18 protein-coding genes are annotated in these 20,527 nt (G+C 34.8%); 6 read left to right on the top strand and 12 right to left on the bottom strand.

The features are described from left to right. Positions 1-10 precede the first annotated feature (10 nt). On the bottom strand, positions 11-433 hold the full coding sequence (locus AC0L8O_RS13600) for a hypothetical protein (protein WP_473442987.1): 423 nt from the start codon (positions 431-433) through the stop codon (positions 11-13). Between the two features lie 315 nt (positions 434-748). Then, positions 749-949, bottom strand: a complete 201-nt coding sequence (locus AC0L8O_RS13595; protein WP_026560538.1) for a cold-shock protein — start codon at positions 947-949, stop codon at positions 749-751. Positions 950-1,283: 334 nt separating this feature from the next. Here AC0L8O_RS13595 and AC0L8O_RS13590 point away from each other — a divergent pair, with 334 nt between their 5' ends. After that, positions 1,284-2,903, top strand: a complete 1,620-nt coding sequence (locus AC0L8O_RS13590; protein WP_473442985.1) for an ABC-F family ATP-binding cassette domain-containing protein — start codon at positions 1,284-1,286, stop codon at positions 2,901-2,903. A gap of 59 nt (positions 2,904-2,962) precedes the next feature. Here AC0L8O_RS13590 and AC0L8O_RS13585 read toward each other — a convergent pair whose 3' ends face one another. Together AC0L8O_RS13585 and AC0L8O_RS13580 are read right to left on the bottom strand one after the other, a co-directional pair. Further along, on the bottom strand, positions 2,963-3,877 hold the full coding sequence (locus AC0L8O_RS13585; protein ID WP_473442983.1) for a CobW family GTP-binding protein: 915 nt from the start codon (positions 3,875-3,877) through the stop codon (positions 2,963-2,965). An 83-nt stretch (positions 3,878-3,960) separates the two neighbouring features. Beyond that, on the bottom strand, positions 3,961-5,193 hold the full coding sequence (locus tag AC0L8O_RS13580) for an aminopeptidase (protein ID WP_473442981.1): 1,233 nt from the start codon (positions 5,191-5,193) through the stop codon (positions 3,961-3,963). A 166-nt stretch (positions 5,194-5,359) separates the two neighbouring features. Here AC0L8O_RS13580 and AC0L8O_RS13575 point away from each other — a divergent pair, with 166 nt between their 5' ends. Continuing rightward, the gene (locus AC0L8O_RS13575; protein WP_473442979.1) at positions 5,360-6,526 is read left to right on the top strand and encodes an acyl-CoA dehydrogenase family protein; all 1,167 of its coding nucleotides are present in this window, start codon (positions 5,360-5,362) and stop codon (positions 6,524-6,526) included. A gap of 65 nt (positions 6,527-6,591) precedes the next feature. Here the strand turns inward: AC0L8O_RS13575 and AC0L8O_RS13570 are convergent, their stop codons facing one another. The 3 genes from AC0L8O_RS13570 to mreBH form a co-directional block, all read right to left on the bottom strand. Next, positions 6,592-6,858, bottom strand: a complete 267-nt coding sequence (locus tag AC0L8O_RS13570; protein ID WP_473442977.1) for a hypothetical protein — start codon at positions 6,856-6,858, stop codon at positions 6,592-6,594. Positions 6,859-6,882: 24 nt separating this feature from the next. Further along, positions 6,883-7,020: a protein YkpC gene (locus AC0L8O_RS13565; RefSeq protein WP_198025723.1), complete on the bottom strand. Its 138-nt coding sequence runs from the start codon at positions 7,018-7,020 to the stop codon at positions 6,883-6,885. Between the two features lie 231 nt (positions 7,021-7,251). Next, positions 7,252-8,259: a rod-share determining protein MreBH gene (gene mreBH, locus AC0L8O_RS13560; RefSeq protein WP_026560532.1), complete on the bottom strand. Its 1,008-nt coding sequence runs from the start codon at positions 8,257-8,259 to the stop codon at positions 7,252-7,254. 579 nt (positions 8,260-8,838) lie between these two features. On the opposite strand from mreBH, the gene AC0L8O_RS13555 reads away from it, so the two are divergent. Beyond that, a complete protein-coding gene (locus AC0L8O_RS13555) occupies positions 8,839-11,166 on the top strand; it encodes an immune inhibitor A domain-containing protein (RefSeq protein WP_473448884.1) in 2,328 nt (775 codons plus the stop codon). Between the two features lie 272 nt (positions 11,167-11,438). Next, a complete protein-coding gene (gene recQ / locus AC0L8O_RS13550) occupies positions 11,439-13,574 on the top strand; it encodes a DNA helicase RecQ (RefSeq protein WP_473442975.1) in 2,136 nt (711 codons plus the stop codon). Positions 13,575-13,840: 266 nt separating this feature from the next. Here recQ and AC0L8O_RS13545 read toward each other — a convergent pair whose 3' ends face one another. Next, on the bottom strand, positions 13,841-14,797 hold the full coding sequence (locus AC0L8O_RS13545; protein WP_473442972.1) for an AbrB family transcriptional regulator: 957 nt from the start codon (positions 14,795-14,797) through the stop codon (positions 13,841-13,843). A 388-nt stretch (positions 14,798-15,185) separates the two neighbouring features. On the opposite strand from AC0L8O_RS13545, the gene AC0L8O_RS13540 reads away from it, so the two are divergent. Further along, complete coding sequence (locus AC0L8O_RS13540; RefSeq protein WP_026560529.1) at positions 15,186-15,845, top strand: potassium channel family protein; 660 nt, start codon at positions 15,186-15,188, stop codon at positions 15,843-15,845. Positions 15,846-15,939: 94 nt separating this feature from the next. Here the strand turns inward: AC0L8O_RS13540 and rnjA are convergent, their stop codons facing one another. From rnjA to AC0L8O_RS13520, 4 genes are all read right to left on the bottom strand, one after another. Continuing rightward, positions 15,940-17,607 (bottom strand): ribonuclease J1, encoded by a 1,668-nt coding sequence (rnjA, locus tag AC0L8O_RS13535; RefSeq protein ID WP_078434482.1) that lies wholly within the window; start codon positions 17,605-17,607, stop codon positions 15,940-15,942. A 5-nt stretch (positions 17,608-17,612) separates the two neighbouring features. Continuing rightward, complete coding sequence (locus tag AC0L8O_RS13530; RefSeq protein WP_026560527.1) at positions 17,613-17,822, bottom strand: DNA-dependent RNA polymerase subunit epsilon; 210 nt, start codon at positions 17,820-17,822, stop codon at positions 17,613-17,615. A gap of 441 nt (positions 17,823-18,263) precedes the next feature. Further along, the gene (gene def, locus AC0L8O_RS13525) at positions 18,264-18,818 is read right to left on the bottom strand and encodes a peptide deformylase (RefSeq protein WP_473442970.1); all 555 of its coding nucleotides are present in this window, start codon (positions 18,816-18,818) and stop codon (positions 18,264-18,266) included. Positions 18,819-18,990: 172 nt separating this feature from the next. After that, the gene (locus tag AC0L8O_RS13520; protein ID WP_473442968.1) at positions 18,991-19,140 is read right to left on the bottom strand and encodes a YjcZ family sporulation protein; all 150 of its coding nucleotides are present in this window, start codon (positions 19,138-19,140) and stop codon (positions 18,991-18,993) included. Positions 19,141-19,407: 267 nt separating this feature from the next. Between AC0L8O_RS13520 and AC0L8O_RS13515 the strand changes: the two genes are divergently transcribed. After that, positions 19,408-20,070, top strand: coding sequence for a YkyA family protein (locus AC0L8O_RS13515; protein ID WP_473442966.1), 663 nt, complete (start codon positions 19,408-19,410; stop codon positions 20,068-20,070). The last annotated feature ends 457 nt before the right edge of the window (positions 20,071-20,527 follow it).

Genomic DNA, 20,527 nt, shown 5'->3' with positions numbered 1-20,527 from the left:
GCATGCTTTTTTAAATAAAGCTGTTATTCCGACCTTCCAGAATATGCTTGATTAAGGTCAAATGAATGGTTGCCCAAGCCTTTTCCCTAAAGTGTAAGATAACACTAATGATTAAGATGGACAGATAAACTGTAATAAATATAAAAAACGGCATACTCCCGTTATTAAATAAAAATTCTTGAAGTTGTTTGGAGAATAGAAACAGCAGCCATGGTCCTGCCGAAACAAAAATAGGTATCATTCCCATTCCGTTTTTTTCTTTTAGCATTCGATAATAGATTTTCTCCAAAGTTGCGGTATCGATTTTCTTATAAAATGTTTTCATTGCAGATATTTCTCTTAATTCATTTAATTCATGTAATGGTTCGCCCTTGTCTGATATCCTTTTAAATTTCAGGTATAATTTATGTGCATCCCCACGAGTTGAAAACATTTATGTAAACCTCCATTCTGTACCCTAAAATCGTTTGCAAATTTAAGATGAAATATACTTAAAAAGAGGAATAGAGTATAAGGAAGGATAAGGATTAGGTTTATTTTTAATTATGTGGTATCCTTGAGGTACCATTTAATACTTGTAGCAAGACTTCAACCACTCATTTTTGAGTGGCTTTTTTATTTTTTAGAAGAATTACGCAGATTAATCGGCTATATGAATAAGTAAATGGATAACTACAATTGGCGGTTTGTTTATAAAAAAAGAAGGCCTCTAAATTAGAGACCTTCTTGTCATAAATCAATCAGTTAATTATAATTTTGTAACGTTAACTGCTTGAAGACCGCGTTGACCTTGCTCTGTGTCAAAAGAAACTTTTTGACCTTCGTCTAAAGATTTAAATCCTTCGCCTTGGATAGCTGAGAAATGTACGAATACGTCGTCTCCACCTTCAACTTCGATGAAACCGAAACCTTTTTCTGCGTTAAACCATTTTACTGTACCTTGTTGCATAATTGTTGCCTCCTGTGTGGAAAATCCACGTTTTATTACTATCCTTGCTCAATTAGATATCAAAGGCGAAAAGTTTAAACCACTTATTCTTTCCTTACAGACCGAACAAAAATAATTCTTACTTATCATAACAGAAATAAAAGGGAAAAGCAAATAGTGAATAGGTATTATTAAAAAATCTTCGTTTTTCTAAGAGTGGATTGATTTGTTGTATTCATTGCTATCACTATGATTTTCCATTATAATAGGCATGTCCATAAAAGTATATATAGTAGTAAAAATACTTACTTTTAAAGAAATAGGGTAGACAACCCTTTATTAATGGAGGAGTTATATGATTCAAGTGACAAATGTTAGCTTACGATTTGGTGATCGAAAGCTTTTTGAAGATGTAAATATTAAATTTACACCTGGTAACTGTTATGGATTAATTGGTGCTAATGGTGCTGGAAAATCCACATTCTTGAAAATTTTATCAGGGGAAATTGAAGCTCAAACTGGTGATGTTAGTATGGCGCCGGGTGAACGATTAGCAGTATTAAAACAGAACCATTTTGAATACGAGGAGTTTGAGGTTCTAAAAACAGTCATAATGGGGCATAAACGCCTTTATGAGGTTATGCAAGAAAAAGATGCGATCTATATGAAGGAAGATTTTACAGATGAAGATGGAATGAAAGCAGCTGAGCTTGAAGGAGAATTTGCCGAACTAAACGGATGGGAAGCAGAAAGTGAAGCAGCTATACTTCTAAAAGGTCTGGGAATTACTGAAGAGCTTCATTCGAAAAAAATGGCTGAACTTACTGGTGGAGATAAGGTCAAGGTATTATTAGCACAGGCATTATTTGGCCAACCTGATGTTCTGTTACTAGATGAGCCGACAAACCACCTTGATATTCATGCAATTCAGTGGTTGGAAGAGTTTCTTATTAACTTTGAAAATACGGTTATCGTTGTATCACATGACCGTCACTTTTTAAATAAAGTATGTACTCATATTGCTGATCTTGACTTTTCTAAGATCAAAGTCTATGTCGGTAACTATGATTTCTGGTATGAGTCAAGTCAATTAGCATTAAAATTAGGCCAGGAAGCAAATAAGAAAAAAGAAGAAAAGATTAAAGAACTTCAAAACTTCATTGCTAGATTTAGTGCGAATGCATCTAAGTCAAAGCAAGCAACATCAAGAAAAAAATTATTAGACAAAATTACTCTAGATGATATTCAACCTTCTTCCCGTCGCTATCCATATGTAAACTTTACACCAGAACGTGAAATTGGTAACGATGTATTACGTGTAGAAGGACTATCTAAAACAATAGATGGAGTAAAAGTATTAGATAATATAAGCTTTATTATGAACAAAGAAGATAAAATTGCCTTAGTTGGTCGTGACGAGATTGCGATTACTACATTATTTAAAATTTTAGCTGGGGAAATGGAGCCTGATAGCGGGACATTTAAATGGGGTGTAACAACATCACAAGCTTATTTTCCAAAAGATAATGGAGAGTATTTCAAAGGGGATGAGCCAACATTAGTCGATTGGCTGCGTCAATATTCTCCAAATGATCAAAGTGAAAGCTTTTTACGCGGATTCTTGGGAAGAATGTTATTTTCTGGAGAAGAAGTATTGAAAAAACCAAGTGTCTTATCCGGGGGAGAGAAAGTTCGTTGCATGCTATCTAAAGCGATGTTAAGCGGTGCGAATGTCCTGTTATTAGATGAACCTACAAACCACTTGGATCTAGAATCTATTACAGCGTTAAATAATGGTTTAACAGTTTATAAAGGTGCCATGATTTTTACATCTCATGACCATCAATTTGTCCAAACAATTGCAAATCGTATCATCGAAGTTACACCAAACGGTACTGTAGATAAACAAATGACATACGATGAATTTCTTGAAGATGAACAAGTTCAAAAACAAGTGAAAGAACTTTACATTTAATAAAATGTTTTAATAAGCCAAGCATCTAAACCTAGACGCTTGGCTTATTTGTTTTGAGCTCATATCACTAGAGTATCTAGCTGCTTTTGTAATGAGGAATGATCTAAGTTTTCACCAATAAATACAAGAGTTTGTTTTCTGTTCACTTGCTCCTTCATATATAAAGGCATACCGTAGGAATACTGAAAAAGAAATGATTCGTTTGAATGACTAAAACGAATATAGCCTTTTATACGGAAGATTGTATCAGGCATCTCTCTCAAAAAATCTTCAAATTTATCTAAATCGATCGGATTAGCAAAAGTATGTACATAGCTTCTTAAGTGAAGATGATTGTGAACATGTGCTTGTTCATGTTGTTGCTTCTTGTTCATTTTATTTATCTGAATGGATGATAAAGGAATTCTGGCAAATTCAGTCATAAACAGTTTTCCTGTTTGATTTATTGATTGTATTTCAGAGGTGACCTTTGCTTTTTCGTTTTCAGATAAAGAATCTACTTTGTTAAGAAGAACAACATCTGCATGTTCAACTTGTTCGCTCAGTAATTTACGTAATTGAATGCTTAGTGCGGTTCGATTTTGCCACCTATGTGCATCCACTATGGTTAATATGGCTTTTACTTCAAGTTTTTCTGCGAAAAGTGGGGACAAGCAGGCATCCAAGACTTCGATTGGGTGTGCAACACCAGTTGTTTCAATGTATATAGCATCGAGGTCATATTCTCGAAGCATGTTTTCTAACTGTACTTCAAGCTGTCCTTGGATGGTACAGCAAACACAGCCATTTAGCAGTTCCTTTAGAGGAGTCTCTTCAGGAATCATATTTGAATCGATTGAGACTTCACCAAGTTCATTCATTATGACGGCTATTTTACGATGATTCTGTTGTTCCTCTGAAAGGATATTTTGAAGAAGTGTGGTTTTTCCAGCCCCTAAAAATCCAGATAAAATATATACTTCAACTTGCTTCATGAAAAAACTCCTTATCTATATAAATAAACGATTGTCATGGTTACTTATGAAAAGGGCTGACAACTGTCAGCCCATTTAGATAACTAAAAAGCCCATGTTCCATTTCGGAAGATCGCTTCAGATGTTCCATCTTCTCTAATACCATCAATATTCATGTCAGCTGAACCGATCATAAAGTCAACATGTGTTATGCTGGAATTTACACCTACTTTTTCTAATTCTTCGCGAGACATTTTCTTTCCGCCTTCTACACAAAATGCATAACCGTTTCCGATTGCTAAGTGATTTGATGCATTTTCATCAAAAAGTGTGTTATAAAAAAGGATACCGGATTGAGAAATAGGTGAATCATGTGCAACTAATGCTATTTCTCCTAAATAGTGTGAACCTTCGTCTGTTTCAACAAGTTGTTTTAATACTTCTTCACCTTTTTCTGCTTGTACAGAAACAATTCTTCCATTTTCAAAGGTTAGTGAAAAATTATCAATTAAATTTCCGCTATAGCTTAGAGGTTTTGTGCTTCTCACAATCCCGTTTACACCATTTCGTAGTGGTACCGTAAAGACTTCTTCTGTAGGCATGTTTGCCATAAAGAAATTTCCCTTTTCATTTTCACTTCCAGCGCCAACCCATGTATGAGTTTCATGAAGTTCGATTGTCAAATCTGTTCCCGTTGCTTTATAGTGAAGCTTTTTATACTTTTTGTTATTTAAGTAATCCACTTTTGTATGTAAGTTGTCATTATGCTGATTCCAAGCTGTGACAGGATCTTCCTGATCCACACGTGTTGTCTTAAATATAGCTTCCCAGAGCTTTTCAACTTGTTTGTCTTCATGCTCGTTTGGGAAGACTTTTTCTGCCCATTTCTTTGAAGAAGCTGCAATAACAGACCAGCTAGCTTTATCTGCTTGTAAATAATTTCGATACTTTGATAGAGCCATTCCGGCAGCTTTGGTTGATACAGCGATTCTCTTTGGGTCTATACCGCTTAAAAGATCAGGATCAGAAGAGATAATGGACATAAATGCACCATCATTTTCAGCTAAAGTCTCAAGACCTCTTGCTTTCCATTCAGGATAATCACTTAAAGACTCTTCAGAAGCAAGTTCAAAACGAGTTCGAGTGATCACATCATCACTCCACTCAACATAAACATTTCGAGCACCTGCTTCATATGCTTTTTTTACAACAAGGCGAACAAAATCGACTACTTCTATTGATGCGTTTATTGTTAAATTTTGGTTTGGTTGAAGATTAACTCCTACACGAACAGCTAGGTCCGCATATTTTTCTAGGCTTTTTTGAAAATTTGACAAATTAAACACTCCTTCTTATCAGGAAATATGTAAAAACTGCTAAACTTATTTCATTATTATTGTAACAAAACAAACCAATAGATGAAATGTTTAAGCCCTTTCATAAGTTAAATTACTTTCAGTTAGAATGGAAAATGAATACAATAAGAAGTAATGAGGTGATGACGTGAATTATTTGGATGAACAATTTATTAAAACATCGGATCAAAGAAAATGGCTAATGAAAACAGAAAAGTTATCAAAGGAATTCGCTAAACGAGCAGACTATAATGACAGGAACGGAACATTTCCGTTTGAAAATTTTGATGCTTTAAAGACAGAAGGATACCTTCATCTTACTATTCCTAAAGAATTTGGAGGACATGGAGTAAGCTTATATGAATTTTTATTAGTTCAAGAAAAAATTGCACAGGGTGATGGTGCTACTGCCTTGTCATTAGGGTGGCATTTAGGGATCATGATGCATTTGCATGTAACAAAAAAATGGGATGAAGAGATTTATAAACAAATTTGTCAGGATGTCATTTTAAATAAAACATTAATTAATAGTGCTGCAACAGAACCTAACTCAGGAAGTCCGGCGAGAGGAGGAAAACCGGAGACGACCGCTTTTAGAGAAAAAGATACTTGGATTATTAACGGGAAAAAAATCTTTACATCATTGGCTCCAGCTCTCGATTATTTTATTGTTCCCGCAACAATTGAAGAAACCGGTGAAATCGGGGATTTTCTCATCCCTAGAGAAACACCGGGAGTTGTAATTGAAGAAACGTGGGATACTGTCGGCATGCGTGCAACAAGAAGTGATGACCTTATATTAACGAATGTTCGCCTTCATGAGAGTGCATTAGTTGAAAGAAAAGAGAAGAAGGAGCGACCGTCAGCTCAAGGATGGCTGCTTCATATTCCTGCCTGTTATATTGGAATAGCTCTTGCTGCGAGAAATGAAGCTGTTAGTTTTGCAAAAGCCTATCAGCCGACAAGCCTGCCTCATCCTATTAAAGAGGTGCCAGAGGTAAGACGGAAGGTCGCGGAAATTGATATTAAGTTAACGAGTGCAAGAACATTATTATATACCACAGCTGATAAATGGGATGAAACACCTCAACAGGAGAGAGGAAAGCTGGTTTACGACTTAGCCATTGCAAAAACAATTGTCACGAACACAGCAGTAGAAGTAGTTGATTTAGCTATGAGAATTGTTGGCGGTCAAAGTTTGTACTCTTCAAATCCTCTTCAAAGGTATTATCGTGATGTGAGGGCAGGATTGCATAATCCGCCTTCCGATGATATCACGTATAAAATTTTAGGTGATCGGGCTTTTAGTGAGTAAATAAAAGCATTCAAGAAGGGGAAGATCAACATTATCCCCCCTTGAATGCTTATTTATATGTATATTTATATGTCAGCCGCAAACCCGATAAAATACAATACGGCACCTCCAAACATTAATATTCCTATTACGTAAAGATTAATAATGGATCCAATTACAGCCTTTTTGTTCATCATCGATACAAATGAATATGCGAATCCAAACATTAAAATAATGACAAAGACGGGAATTGTATAGGAGCCTCCCCACCCGCTAAAAAATAAAAACAGAGCAGTAATCGGAAACGAAAATGGAATGATGTGTTGAGTAGTGTTTTTATTTTCAATAAACATACTTCCTAAAAACCTCACTTTTACTTATTCGCTGACAACTTGCACAATTTCATCATTATCAGTAGGATTACCTGGCATATTTGCTAGTGAAACACTCATGCCACCCATAATAATAAGCGCTAATGTTAAACTGATGATAAAACGTCTACTTAGATCCTTCACTCATGTGCCTCCTTAGGTATTGATTAAATAAAAAAACAAATCATAACTTTTTGCCACTAGTAAACCAGATATAATGTATTCATGAATAAAAGAATTGATGCAACTTATTTTGTAAAATTCTTGGAAAGATAGAAAAAGAGGCTCATAATTATAATAAAAAGGATTAAACCCACTTGAATTTGTTTCCTTTAATCAAGTGAGTTTAATCCTTTTATTATTTTAATTTTCGTATTACTTTGCTACTCTTAGTAATTTGTTTATCACAGAAAGAGATCTGCCTGTACCAATAGCAACTGATTCCAATGGATTTGGAGCTATATGAACTGGAACAATCATTTCTTCACTTACCCATTCTTGAAGTCCCTTCATTAATGCACCGCCACCGGTTAAGATGACACCACGGTCTACAATATCACCACTTAATTCAGGAGGGCAATCTTCTAGTGTCGCACGAATTGCTTCTAAAATGTGTAGCAGTGACTCTTTCATGGCTTCTTGCATTTCGGTAGATGTGACAGTTATTGTTTTTGGTAATCCTGTCACTAAATCCCGACCCCTGATCTCCATTGATTCTTTTTCATGTTCAATTAATGCATAACCAATCTCCATTTTCATTTGTTCGGCCGTTCTCTCACCAATTAATAGGTTGTAATGTTTACGTACATATTGAATGATATCCTCATCTAATTGATCCCCGCCTATCCGAATGGAGTGGCATGTAACAACACCGCCAAACGATATAATTGCTACTTCAGTAGTCCCTCCGCCGATGTCAACAATTACGTTAGCGATCGGTTCATCTACTGGCAAATCAGCACCAATGGCAGCCGCTACAGGTTCTTCAATTAAATGAACTTGTTTAGCACCTGAACTTCGTATTGCATCCTGAATTGCTCTTCTTTCCACAGAGGTTGCTCCTGAAGGTGTACAAACAACAACTGTCGGCTTTCTTACAGACATTCCTAGCTTTTTTGATGCAATTCTCATTATATGTTTTAACATATCGGTGGTAATGTCATAATCAGCGATAACACCATCCTTTAGCGGTCTAACGGCTACAATTTGGCCTGGTGTTTTTCCGATCATGTTTTTGGCTTCAGAACCAACAGCTAATACCTTCTTAGAAACAGTATCAATTGCGACTACAGAAGGTTCGTTCAGGACAATTCCTTTGTTTTTTGTATAAACAAGTATATTTGCTGTTCCTAGATCTATTCCAATTTCAGTTGTTGAAAACATAATTTATACTACCTCTTTTCATCATAACTTATATATAGAATTTGTAGAACTTTGTTGTTTTTTGGGGGCTTTCCTCAAGTTGAAATGAGAACGTCATCCCTTTGTCATAAATGTAATATTTAGGTTTAATATATTTTTTAGAATAATATTCTTTAATGGATGAAAGCTTTAAAGCTAAAATAATTTAAAGTAGAGGTGTCAAATCAAAATAATCCATGTGAAATAGTGTTGTTTATCTGATAAAGCAATATTCTTGGTGAGAAAAACTGCCAGGAATATTGATAAATTAAGTTATTTTTGACAATTTAAAACTACTTATAATGACCTAGACAATGAGGGAAATATAGGGAAAAAGAACTTATTTTAATTTTCAGAAAATAGAATCTTCGAACTATTTATTATATTCATATAAAGATTATAATTATGTTGTAGTTATTTATAATTTTAGTAGAATCATTTGTATTCTAAAGGCTTTCTACTAAAAGAAGGGGGATTTCAGTGAGAAAATTGAATAGGGGTAAACAGGAGAAAAACAGGCGGTGGCAAACCACGTTAAAAATTACCGCGAGCTCGGTCGTTATGGGGGGACTTTTATTCAGTACATATATACCGAATATTTCAAATGTCCAAGCAGTGAGTAATGTACAAGAATCTGCACCTATCGATTGGAATATCATTCCTGAAGAAAGATTAGCAAACTCATTGAAAGAACAAGGTGTTGTTTCGAAGAATGCTAGTAGTCAGCAAGTAAATAATGCAGTTAAGGAATATGTTGAGAAAAAGCAAGGTGAGAAGCCTGGTAAGGTATCCGATAAACATGAAAATGAAGTGTTAATGGACAAGAAAACAAAGGATTTTCTTACAAAACAAAAGGACAAGCTAGCTAAACAACTTAGCAAAGGGCATGAAAATTATAAAAAAGGTAAACCAAATGGTGCAGTGAAAGTAAATTCAGCCAAGCAGACACCTTACAATGGTGATGTCCGTACGGATAAAGTTTTAGTTCTTTTGACTGAATTTGAAGATTTTAAACATAATAATGTTGTTCAAGAAGATGGATATATGTATGCTGAAGACTTTAATCGAGAACATTATGAAAAGTTAATGTTTGGTGATAAGGAATTCAAGCTGTTTAACGGAGACAAAGTGAAAACGTTTAAACAATATTATGAAGAACAATCAGGTGGAAGCTATACGGTAGATGGTACAGTTTCAGATTGGCTGACAGTCCCAGGTAAGGCGGCTGACTATGGTGATGACAACCCTGAAGGGGGACATGATAACCTAGATCCTCAGGGGCCGCGTGATTTAGTAAAAGAGGCGTTGGATGCTGCGGTTGAAAATGGAATGGATTTATCCGAATATGATGAGTTTGATTTATACGATTTAGATGGTGATGGAAATCAAAATGAACCAGACGGTCTAGTCGATCATCTTATGATTATTCATGCAGGTACAGGTCAAGAAGCGGGTGGAGGACAGCTTGGAGATGATGCTATTTGGTCTCATCGCTGGACTTTGGATGGCGTATACTCTGTCCCTGGATCTCAAGCAAAGGTAGACTATTGGGGAGGTCAAATGGGTGCGTTTGACTATACAATTCAACCGGAGGATGGAGCTGTTGGTGTTTTCGCACATGAATTTGGACATGATTTAGGGTTGCCAGATGAATATGATACACAATATACAGGTCAAGGTGAGCCTGTTGCTTCATGGTCGATCATGAGTGGTGGAAGCTGGAACGGAAAAATTGCTGGAACAGCCCCTACAAGTTTTTCTCCGCAAAATAAAGAGTTCTTCCAAGCGACTATGGGAGGTAACTGGGCGAATATTTTAGAGGTAGATTATGAGCAGATTACGAAATTAGGTATTGCATCGTATATTGATCAAAGTGTAACAAAATCTAAGAACCCTGGTATTGTAAAAGTAAATTTACCACAGAAAAATGTTAAGGGTTTCTTGCCTGATGAGGCTGGAGGGGAAAATTATTACTACAGCACAAAAGGTGATGACCTTCATACAAATCTTCAAACTCCGGAATTTGATTTAACAAATGTAACATCCGCAGAATTTAATGCGTTGCAATGGTTTGAAGTTGAATATGATTATGACTATGTCTATGTAAATGCTGTAACAAGTGATGGACAAACTGTTCAGTTAGACGTTATCGGTGATGAAAATACTGAAGGTGGAATGGAAACGACAAATGGTAAATGGGTAGAAAAAACATATGATTTGAGTCAATTTTCAGGTAAAAAGGTTAAACTTGTATTTGAATATGTAACAGATGGAGGCTTAGCTCCACAAGGATTTGCTCTCGATAACATTTCAGTTACAGCTGATGGCACAGAAATTTTTTCTGATGATGCTGAAAGTGAAGCGTTAGTAACATTAGATGGATTTATTATTTCTAACGGGTTTTCAAAAGCGAAAAATCATTACTATCTTGAGTGGAGAAACTACGCTGGATCGGATAAAGCTTTAGCATATTCTCGTGAAGCAGTATATAATACAGGTTTGCTGGTTTGGTACGCAGATGAAAGCTATACAGATAACTGGGTGGGTGTTCATCCGGGCCAGGGTTTCCTTGGTGTCGTTGATTCACATCCTAAGGCGGTCTATGGTACATTAAACGGACAGAAAACTGTAGCCCAAAGTACTCGTTATCAAATTGCAGATGCTGCGTTTTCATTTGATAAAACGCCAAGTTTCTTTGTGGATTCTCCTACACGTGGAGCATACGAATTTGTAGGTTTCAAAGGAGAGAAAAAGTTTGATGATTCCAACAAGTATATCGATCCTGCAATCCCGGATGCTGGTCGACTTATTCCAAACCATGGCTTAAAGTTTGAGGTGATTGGCGAAGCAAAAGACAACTCGGCAGGCGCTGTATGGATTCATAAATAAATTGATAACTAACTCATACTCTTCTATATGGAGATGGATGAGTTAGTTTTTTTCTTTTCCATAATAAATGTTATTTTTTTGCTCAATAAACCCTAAAAACAATATTCACTATCATAATTCGATGAAGTGAAATATTTTTTGGTTGTTTTGATTACCTTAAAAAGCAGTTTTATCATTTAAAAGATCAATATTACTAAAATTACGGAAAATGATTCTCGTGTTATACTTAGATTTATGTAAATGATAGGACCAATTAATACAAGGGTGATGAAATGTTTCAAAAAGCAGAAGAACTTTTAAAAGAATACTATGGTTATACCTCTTTTCGTAAAGGGCAAGAGGATATAATAAAAAATCTATTAGCAGGCAATGATACATTAGCTATTATGCCAACTGGTGGGGGAAAATCAATCTGTTATCAAATACCAGCATTATTACTGGATGGGATTACAATTGTTATATCACCGTTAATTTCTCTAATGAAAGATCAAGTAGATGCTCTGACAAGTGTTGGTATTTCTTCTACTTTTATAAATAGCAGTTTATCCTCAGAACAACTGAACGAAAGAATAATCGAATTGAGCGCTGGTGAGTACAAAATCGTGTATATCGCTCCAGAGAGATTAGAGTCTGCCTCATTTCGTGACCTGCTTGTTTCTCTTCCAATTTCCATGGTAGCCATTGATGAAGCGCATTGTATTTCACAGTGGGGGCATGATTTTCGACCGAGCTATAGAAATATCGCACATATGATATCGATCCTACAAATAAAGCCATTGGTTGTTGCCTTAACGGCTACAGCAACAAAAGAAGTAACCGCAGATATTTGTCAGTTGTTGGATTTAAATCAGGCCCATACATTTGTTACGGGTTTTACAAGGGATAATTTAACATTCAATGTGATCAAAGGTGAAAATAAACGCGATTTTATTTTGAAATATCTAAAAGCAAATCCAAGTGAACAAGGCATTATATATGCAGCAACTCGCAAAGAAGTTGATGAATTATCAAATTTTCTTGAGAAAAGCGGATTTAAATGTGGTAAATATCATGCTGGTATGTCGGAACATGCCAGAGCTGCACAACAGGATCAATTTCTGTATGATGAATTTCAGATTATGATTGCTACGAATGCATTTGGTATGGGAATTGATAAATCGAATGTTCGTTATGTCATTCATCATAATTTACCCAAAAATATCGAGGCATATTATCAAGAAGCAGGCCGTGCCGGAAGAGATGGTGAACCGAGTGAATGTTTCATTTTGTTTGCAGGGCAAGATATACAGCTTCAGAAGTTTTTGATAGAGCAATCAAGCCTGAATCATGATAAGAAGGTTCATGAATACCAAAAGCTTCAGCAAATGGTGGATTTATGTCATACAGAAAAATGCATCCAATCCTATATAGTTGAATACTTTGGTGAAATAATCCCTGAAGTGGATTGTGGGAAATGCATGAATTGCCGTGATACACGTTCTAAGATCGAAGTGACAAGAGATGCCCTTATGGTATTTTCATGTGTAAAGCGAATGAATGAGAAATTTGGTAAGACAATGGTTGCACAAGTATTGAGGGGATCGAATAATAAACGAATTTCTCAATTCGAATTTCATAAACTCACAACATACGGCCTTATGAAAACTAAAACAGAAAAACAAATTGTTGATTTTATTGATTTTTTAATAGCTGAAGGATACTTGTCATTAACAAATGCTCAATATCCTGTATTACTGCTTACGAAGAAGGCTATAGAGGTATTGGTGGAGAAAAAGCAAGTGTTCAAAAAAGAACGAATGACTGTTCAAGCTATCCAAGTGAATGATGAATTATTTGATAAGTTGAAGATGATAAGGAGAGATCTTGCAACAGAATTAGGTGTCCCACCTTATATTATATTTTCGGATAGTAGTTTAAGGGATATGAGTAATAAATGTCCAACAAATGTTGAGGATTTTATGGAAGTTAAAGGTGTTGCTCAAACAAAGTTAGAACGCTATGGAGAGGTATTTATATCTGCTATTTGTGAGTATGTTAAGGTAGAAAGAACCAAGTCCAGTGATCAAGTTATTAGCAAAAAAGTAATTGAAAACCATGATAAAACACCAAGTCACCTTATAACATTTCGATTGTTTATTGAAGACGTAACGATTAAAGAAATTAGCGAACAGCGGGGGTTAACAGAAATCACCGTTCAAAATCATATTATTCGTGCTATTGAAGAAGGTCAATCTATTGATTGGTCGCGAATTCTTACTGAAAAGCAAGAAGAATTAATAAAAGATAAAATTAAAGAACTCGGGGCAGATTTATTAAAGCCGCTTAAAGAAAACTTACCAAATCACATCGATTATTTTCAAATAAAGGCAGCAATTAGTAAATTGAAAATGGATAGAGTGAAAAATTAATAGAAGCGAGGCTGGGACAAAAGTATTTTAGCCAAAGAAAAATCCGAACTATAATTCATGATTCTACGATTAGAATGTTGAATTAGTTCGGATTTTTTCTATTAAAGTGCCTACTCTAACCAAAATTATTCGTCAGTAGTAATGAACATTTTAGTTTTGTCCCAGCCTCGTACTTTTTTAAAAGTAAGAAAATATATAATTTTCCCCTAAAGTTTAGTGTCTAGCTCCAGACGATTGTCGGGGTTAGGCGGCGCCTTGCGGTTTTCTTATGCACTAAGATGTTTATTTTGTACTTTATTAATATTGAATTTCAATATAGAAGGAACAAAGCTAATAATAAAAATTAATCGGATGAATTGCAGGGAACTTACTATTGCAGGATCTGCACCTATTGTAGATGCTGTTAATACCATCTCAACAAGACCACCTGGTGCGAATGATAGCATCGCTGTTCCCATATCTATATCAGTTATAAGAGTGAACACATAACCAAACCCAAAACTAGCTCCAATTAATAAAATAGTTGATAGCAAATAAAGTCCACAATATTTTCCGCCACTTTTTAGATCATGAAATGTAATCATTAAACCAAAACCTACACCAATTGATACCTGAGCAAATAGCAGAAAAAACTCATGAAATACAGGTAAATTCAAGCCAATGATATTTAATAAAGCTGTCGTAAGGAGTGGTCCAATAACAAATGCTGCAGGTAAAACTTTTCTAAGGCTCCATCCAACTAAGCCGGCTAGTATGTACCAACCAAACGCTAAATTACTTGAGTTAACATCCGTAGTAACAATTGTTTGTGCAACTTGATTTGAGTTAAACATATGTTGAATCGTAAAGGGAACCAAAAAAACGACAGTTAAAAGTCTAACAGTTTGAAAAATTGTTACAAGAGATGAGTTTGCTTGAACTGATTCACTAGCTGCAACCATTTCAGTTAATCCACCAGGTATGGATGCGAAAATACTTGTGTTTCGATCGATATTGACAATTTTACTAATAAAGACACCGTTTATTATGCTAATGATAATCAATAATATTGTAACAACTAAAAAAGGTAGTATATAAGGTCCTACATGAAGAAAGGTTTCTTTTGTAAAGGAAAGACCAAAAGATATTCCTAATATAATAAAAGAGCTGTTTTTTAAAATAATAGGTTGTGAGAATTGATCATAATCAGTAAAAATAGATCGCCATAAGATTAAGAAGGTCATAGGTCCTAATATCCATGCGAGTGGAATGTGGCAAAGAAAAAAATATATCCACCTAAAAACCCGATAATATAGGGGAAGAGGGTCGCTTTAATTTTATTCAATATCTAATCCTCCAGTGTATGTATATCACCAAATAATCAAAAACTTAAGCATGTAAACCATTTGGGTTATGTCATTATTTATTCATTTCATTTTATCATAATTCCCATTTCTGTCATGATTAGTTCTTCTGTAAAAGAATTATGATTTATGGTACGATTTTTTAGAAAGCTTAAACGATCTTTGGTATGAAATTTCACGGAAGGTCGTATAAAGTAGATTTGGCTATTACCATTCAAATTGACAACAAACCGAGATTTTCTAATGGTTGGTATGTGGAGGAGTACTTATGGGAAAAGAATTTGCAGTTATTGGACTTGGGCGGTTTGGAGGAAGTATCTGTCGTGCGTTAAGTGAAGAAGGTATGGAAGTTATGGCGATTGACACTGATGAAGATAAGGTGAATGAATTTGCTAATATTGCTTCACACGCTGTTGTTGGAGATACCACTGATGAAACAGTTTTAAAAAGTTTAGGTATACGTAATTTTGATCATGTAATAGTTGCGATAGGTGATAATATACAAGCTAGTATTTTAACAACACTTATCTTAAAAGAACTTGGAGTGAAACATATCACAGTAAAAGCCCAAAATGATTATCATGAAAAAGTTCTTTCGAAAATTGGGGCAGACCGAATAGTTCATCCTGAGCGTGATATGGGGAGAAGGATTGCTCATAATATTATTTCAAACAATGTATTAGACTATTTGGAGTTGTCAGATGAACACAGTATTGTTGAAATTGTTGCAAATGAAAAACTTAATGGTCATTCTATTATTGATCTGGATATCCGTGCAAAATATGGAATTAATATAGTGGCGATGAAGAGGGATAAAGATATTATCGTTTCACCGCAAGCAAATGAGATTATTAGAAAGAATGATATCCTTATCGTCATCGGAGCGGATACAGATATCAACCGTTTTGAAAAGCGATTACTTGGGTAAAAAACAAAAGCCGTCACTTAGGTGACGGCTTTTGTTTTTTTATTAAACTTCCATAATAATCGGAAGGATCATTGGACGACGTTTTGTTTTTTTATTAAACTTCCATAATAATCGGAAGGATCATTGGACGACGTTTTGTTTTTTCGTATAAGAATGGTGAAAGGGTATCTGTTATTTCGTTTTTAATTTCAGACCATTGACTTGTACGACGTTCCATAATTTTATTTAAGTGTTTAGTAATTAGTGTTTGTGCATCATTGATTAAATCGCCTGATTCACGCATATACACAAATCCTCTTGAAATAATGTCAGGCCCTGCTGCGATTTTGAAATCCTTCATGTTAATGCTCACAACAACGATTACAAGACCTTCCTCAGAAAGGATACGACGGTCACGAAGCACGATATTTCCAATATCTCCAATACCGCTTCCGTCAATATATACATTGCCTGAAGGGATTTTCCCAGCTATTCCAACTTCACGATCACCGATAGCTAAAACCTCTCCATTATCCATAATGAAGCAATTTTCTTCTTCCACACCACAATCAACAGCGTGTTTTGCATGCATTTTTTGCATACGGTATTCACCGTGAATTGGCATGAAATACTTCGGTTTCATTAAACGAAGCATTAGTTTTTGCTCTTCTTGACCACCATGACCTGACGTATGGATGTCGTTAAATGGTCCGTGGATTACTTCTGCACCTGCTCTGAAAAGTTGATTAATTGTCTTACTTACACTAAGTGCGTTCCCTGGAATTGGTGAAGAAGAGAAAACAACATTATCTCCAGGTATTATTTGTATTTGACGATGAGTACCATTAGCAATACGTGATAAAGCTGCCATTGGTTCACCTTGGCTACCTGTACAAAGTATTGTTACTCTGTGAGCTGGCATTCGATTAATTTCATGAGCATCAACAAAAGTATCTTTAGGGCAACTGATATAACCTAAATCTTGTCCGATTTGAATAGCTGCTTCCATACTCCGGCCGAATACTGCGATTTTACGCCCATGAGAGACCGCTGCTTCAACTACTTGCTGTAGTCGGTGAATGTTTGAAGCGAATGTTGCAAATATAATTCGTCCATCTACTTTCCGGAATATTTCATGGATGCTGTCCCCAACACGTCTTTCAGACATTGTGAAGTTAGGGATTTCACTATTTGTACTATCTGAGAGTAAACATAATACACCGTCCCGGCCAATTTCAGCCATTTTTGTTAAGTTAGCTGGCTCACCTACAGGAGTAAAATCAAATTTAAAGTCACCAGTATGTACGATGTTACCAGGAGGTGTCTTGACAACAATTCCATAGGAGTCAGGAATACTATGTGTTGTTCTAAAAAAAGTAACAGATGTTTTTCTAAACTTAATAATATCGTCTTCTTGAAACTCAATTAATTTTGATTGACGTAAAAGACCGTGCTCTTCTAATTTATTTCGAAGTAATCCAAGCGCTAATTTCCCACCGTAAACAGGGATATTAACTTGTCGAAGTAAATATGGAATACCCCCAATATGATCTTCATGTCCGTGCGTAATAAATAAACCTTTAATTTTATCTTCATTTTTAACTAGGTACGAATAATCAGGAATGACATAATCAATACCAAGAAGTTCATCCTCCGGGAACTTTATTCCGGCATCGATAAGAATGATTTCATCTTGAAACTGAACACCGTACGTGTTTTTACCAATTTCACCAAGTCCGCCTAATGCAAAAACTGCAACTTGGTCATTTTTTACAAATTTCATAACGATCAGTTCTCCAATACTTTATAGTTTTCACTTTGCTTTTCATATTCTAAATATGCTCCATCAACTGGAGTGATAAATTCGATGTTAAACCCGCGCTCTTTTAATTTAGATCGAACATCCTCTTCAGATGTTGCTTCGATATATAGAGTGTTTGTTCTTTCTCGAACAGGCACCTCAGTAATTTTATCTTGATAGTACACTTTAAAAATCATTTACCAAATCTCTCCTTAACTACCGAATGTTAGACTAACTTTTTCTATTATATTCGATATTCTTATTCAAGCCAAGTATATCAAGAAAAGTGTAGGGAGTTCTTTTTTATCGAATATAAATTTGGACACTTTATAATTTTTGTTTTTCTCCTTTAAAGCCATATATAACAAGGTTTTAAGCGATTAATTTTCTTTTAAGTAGCTGGTTCATATGTTCTCGGAGTGACTTTTTTAATTTTTTCAGCAAAGTGATTACCTCCTATTATAAATTTCATCAAGAGCCGTCCCATATTAAAGCAGTTATAGTATATGGAGAAGGGGCATTTCTTTTGCATTTTGATTAGTGGGAATTATTTACTGTTCTTCAATTTTTAAAAAGTAAGTAAAAATAAGTTTCATAATTATGGATGAATTAAAAAAGCAAGGACATATTGTCCTTGCCTATCTTTCAATTGGTATCGCATTTTCAGGTTCTTGAAAGGGGTTGTTTTTATCAATATGATCATAAAACATAACACCATTTAAATGATCAATTTCATGTTGAAAGACGATAGCAAGAAGTCCCTTCAAGCGGACATCTATTTGTTCACCGTCGAGGGTAGTTGCTTTTACACGAATACGAGCAAAACGAGGGACAATACCAGGAACAGCACGATCAACTGATAAGCAGCCTTCTCCCGAAGTTAAATAGCTTTTTTCAATAGAATGACTAACAATCTTAGGGTTAAAAAGTGCATAGCTGTGTTGGTTTCCTTTTTCGTCCAAGGTATGAATAGCAATCATACGTTTTGACACGTTTATTTGGGGAGCTGCTAGACCAATTCCAGGTCGGAGCCCATATTTTTCAGCAATCTCAGAATCTTGACTATTTTTCACATATTCAAGCATCTTTGTTAATATTTGTTTATCTTCCTCAGATGCAGGGAGAGAAACCTCTTTTGCTACTTCTTTTAACGTTGGATGTCCTTCTCTAATAATATCTTCCATTGTAATCATGGTGTAACACTCCTTTTAACACGGTGACAGATTTATTGTTTTTACATATTAATCTTTGTATGTAGAAAGTCTCCATATCACAATAATCTATACTTTGATTATAAATGAACGGATTAGAAACGAAAAGAAAAACGTGGATGATCAAAAGTGTAGATATCCACGTTTACAATTATTAACAACCTAAATATACTGCCCCAACAATTATTAACAAGATAAACAATACAACTATTAATGAAAAGCCATTGCCATAGCTAACAGGAGCTGCAAATCCGTAATCATAATATCCGCATCCATCGTGAGTTCCAAAGTCGTAATAATGCATTGTAAGTACCTCCTCCAAATCATTACGCCATACCGTGACGTATAGTACACATTATGTTACTTAGGTAAAAGTGTATAGACAGATGCCCAAAGAAGCTTTTGTTAAAAAGATGGTCTAACGAAAAGACAAGTATTCATATATTGATAACAATAGAAGACGAATTCAAATCTCTCCATTTAATTCCAAAATATCAAAAAAAGATTGTGTAAATAAATGGAACAGATTATAGTAGAAAATGTGTGAATGATTAGGGGGAATTTGTTTAAAATGATGAAAAAACAAACGGTTTTAATGCTATTTTTATGTATTATTTTACTATCAGGTTGTTTAGGTCCCTCACCGGAAGAAAATATCTATCAAACATTAGAAGAGGTTGCCTCACTGGAAGACACATTTAAAGAACAACAGGAGCCACTACTTGAGCTTGAAAAGAAGGAATCTGAGATCTATAACAAAATTATGGACTTAGGTATGACTGAATTTGATCAAGTTGTATCCTTATCAAAAGAAGCGATAACGATTGTTGAAGATCGTGAGAGCAAAATTGAAGCTGAGCATGACAGTATTATGTCATCAAAGGAAAAATTTGAAGAAATTACTGATAATATAGCTAATATTAAAGATGAAGAATTAAGAGATTCTGCAAATCAGCTAAAAAAGACAATGGAAGATCGATATAAATCCTATGAAACGCTTTTCAAGAATTATGAAACTTCTCTTACACTAGATAAGGAATTATATACAATGTTACAAAAAGAGGATTTGACTATTGAAGAATTAGATGCGCAAATTTCAAAAATTAATGCAGCTTATAAAAGCGTTATGGAGCAAAATGAGGAATTCAATAAATATACAGAGCAATATAATGAACAGAAAATGACATTCTATGAACAAGCAGAACTGGATGTTAAAATAGATGGAAATGAGTAGAGAATGACTTAAATGAAGAGTCATTCTCTTTTTTTGAACATATTTACTACTAAAAACCATTTGTGGAAAAGTAACAGCTAGAAGTAACTGTACCAACAACACTGTTACAGATTATATATTTGTAATAATACAGTTTTGTTTAATTTGAGTTTTCAGAAAGAATTGTCTTTAAAAATCCTCATACAAACTAATTGACGGAGGAGAAAATATTAGTGTAAACTTGTAAATGAATTGTTAACGTGTATTAGTTTATATAAAATTTTAACTAATACAGTATGGACTTTTTAAAGGTTCATAGACCATACATAGAGAACGTTTTATACATCTCATGAGTGGTATTAACGGTAAGAAGAGTTGAATTCAAAAAAATTGTGTCATCCAAATGATTTTAGGGTAACCTATTGCTGTGAATAATGGAATTCTCTTACTAATACTAAATATGTTCAAAGTTGAAATG

The sequence above is a fragment of the Metabacillus sp. KJ11-3 genome, from assembly GCF_055808295.1.
Note: the sequence above shows the minus strand (reverse complement) of the source record. Positions and strands in the feature narration are given on the sequence as shown.

Excerpts from the sequence above, each read along its gene's own strand:
- AC0L8O_RS13600 (WP_473442987.1), bottom strand. The coding sequence starts at position 433 with ATGTTTTCAACTCGTGGGGATGCACATAAATTATACCTGAAATTTAAA.
- AC0L8O_RS13555 (WP_473448884.1), top strand. The coding sequence starts at position 8,839 with ATGGGGGGACTTTTATTCAGTACATATATACCGAATATTTCAAATGTC.
- AC0L8O_RS13540 (WP_026560529.1), top strand. The coding sequence starts at position 15,186 with ATGGGAAAAGAATTTGCAGTTATTGGACTTGGGCGGTTTGGAGGAAGT.
- AC0L8O_RS13530 (WP_026560527.1), bottom strand. The coding sequence starts at position 17,822 with ATGATTTTTAAAGTGTACTATCAAGATAAAATTACTGAGGTGCCTGTT.
- AC0L8O_RS13570 (WP_473442977.1), bottom strand. The coding sequence starts at position 6,858 with ATGTTTATTGAAAATAAAAACACTACTCAACACATCATTCCATTTTCG.
- AC0L8O_RS13595 (WP_026560538.1), bottom strand. The coding sequence starts at position 949 with ATGCAACAAGGTACAGTAAAATGGTTTAACGCAGAAAAAGGTTTCGGT.
- rnjA (WP_078434482.1), bottom strand. The coding sequence starts at position 17,607 with ATGAAATTTGTAAAAAATGACCAAGTTGCAGTTTTTGCATTAGGCGGA.
- mreBH (WP_026560532.1), bottom strand. The coding sequence starts at position 8,259 with ATGTTTTCAACAACTGAAATTGGAATAGATCTAGGAACAGCAAATATA.
- recQ (WP_473442975.1), top strand. The coding sequence starts at position 11,439 with ATGTTTCAAAAAGCAGAAGAACTTTTAAAAGAATACTATGGTTATACC.
- AC0L8O_RS13585 (WP_473442983.1), bottom strand. The coding sequence starts at position 3,877 with ATGAAGCAAGTTGAAGTATATATTTTATCTGGATTTTTAGGGGCTGGA.
- AC0L8O_RS13590 (WP_473442985.1), top strand. The coding sequence starts at position 1,284 with ATGATTCAAGTGACAAATGTTAGCTTACGATTTGGTGATCGAAAGCTT.
- AC0L8O_RS13545 (WP_473442972.1), bottom strand. The coding sequence starts at position 14,797 with ATGACCTTCTTAATCTTATGGCGATCTATTTTTACTGATTATGATCAA.
- AC0L8O_RS13515 (WP_473442966.1), top strand. The coding sequence starts at position 19,408 with ATGATGAAAAAACAAACGGTTTTAATGCTATTTTTATGTATTATTTTA.
- def (WP_473442970.1), bottom strand. The coding sequence starts at position 18,818 with ATGATTACAATGGAAGATATTATTAGAGAAGGACATCCAACGTTAAAA.
- AC0L8O_RS13520 (WP_473442968.1), bottom strand. The coding sequence starts at position 19,140 with ATGCATTATTACGACTTTGGAACTCACGATGGATGCGGATATTATGAT.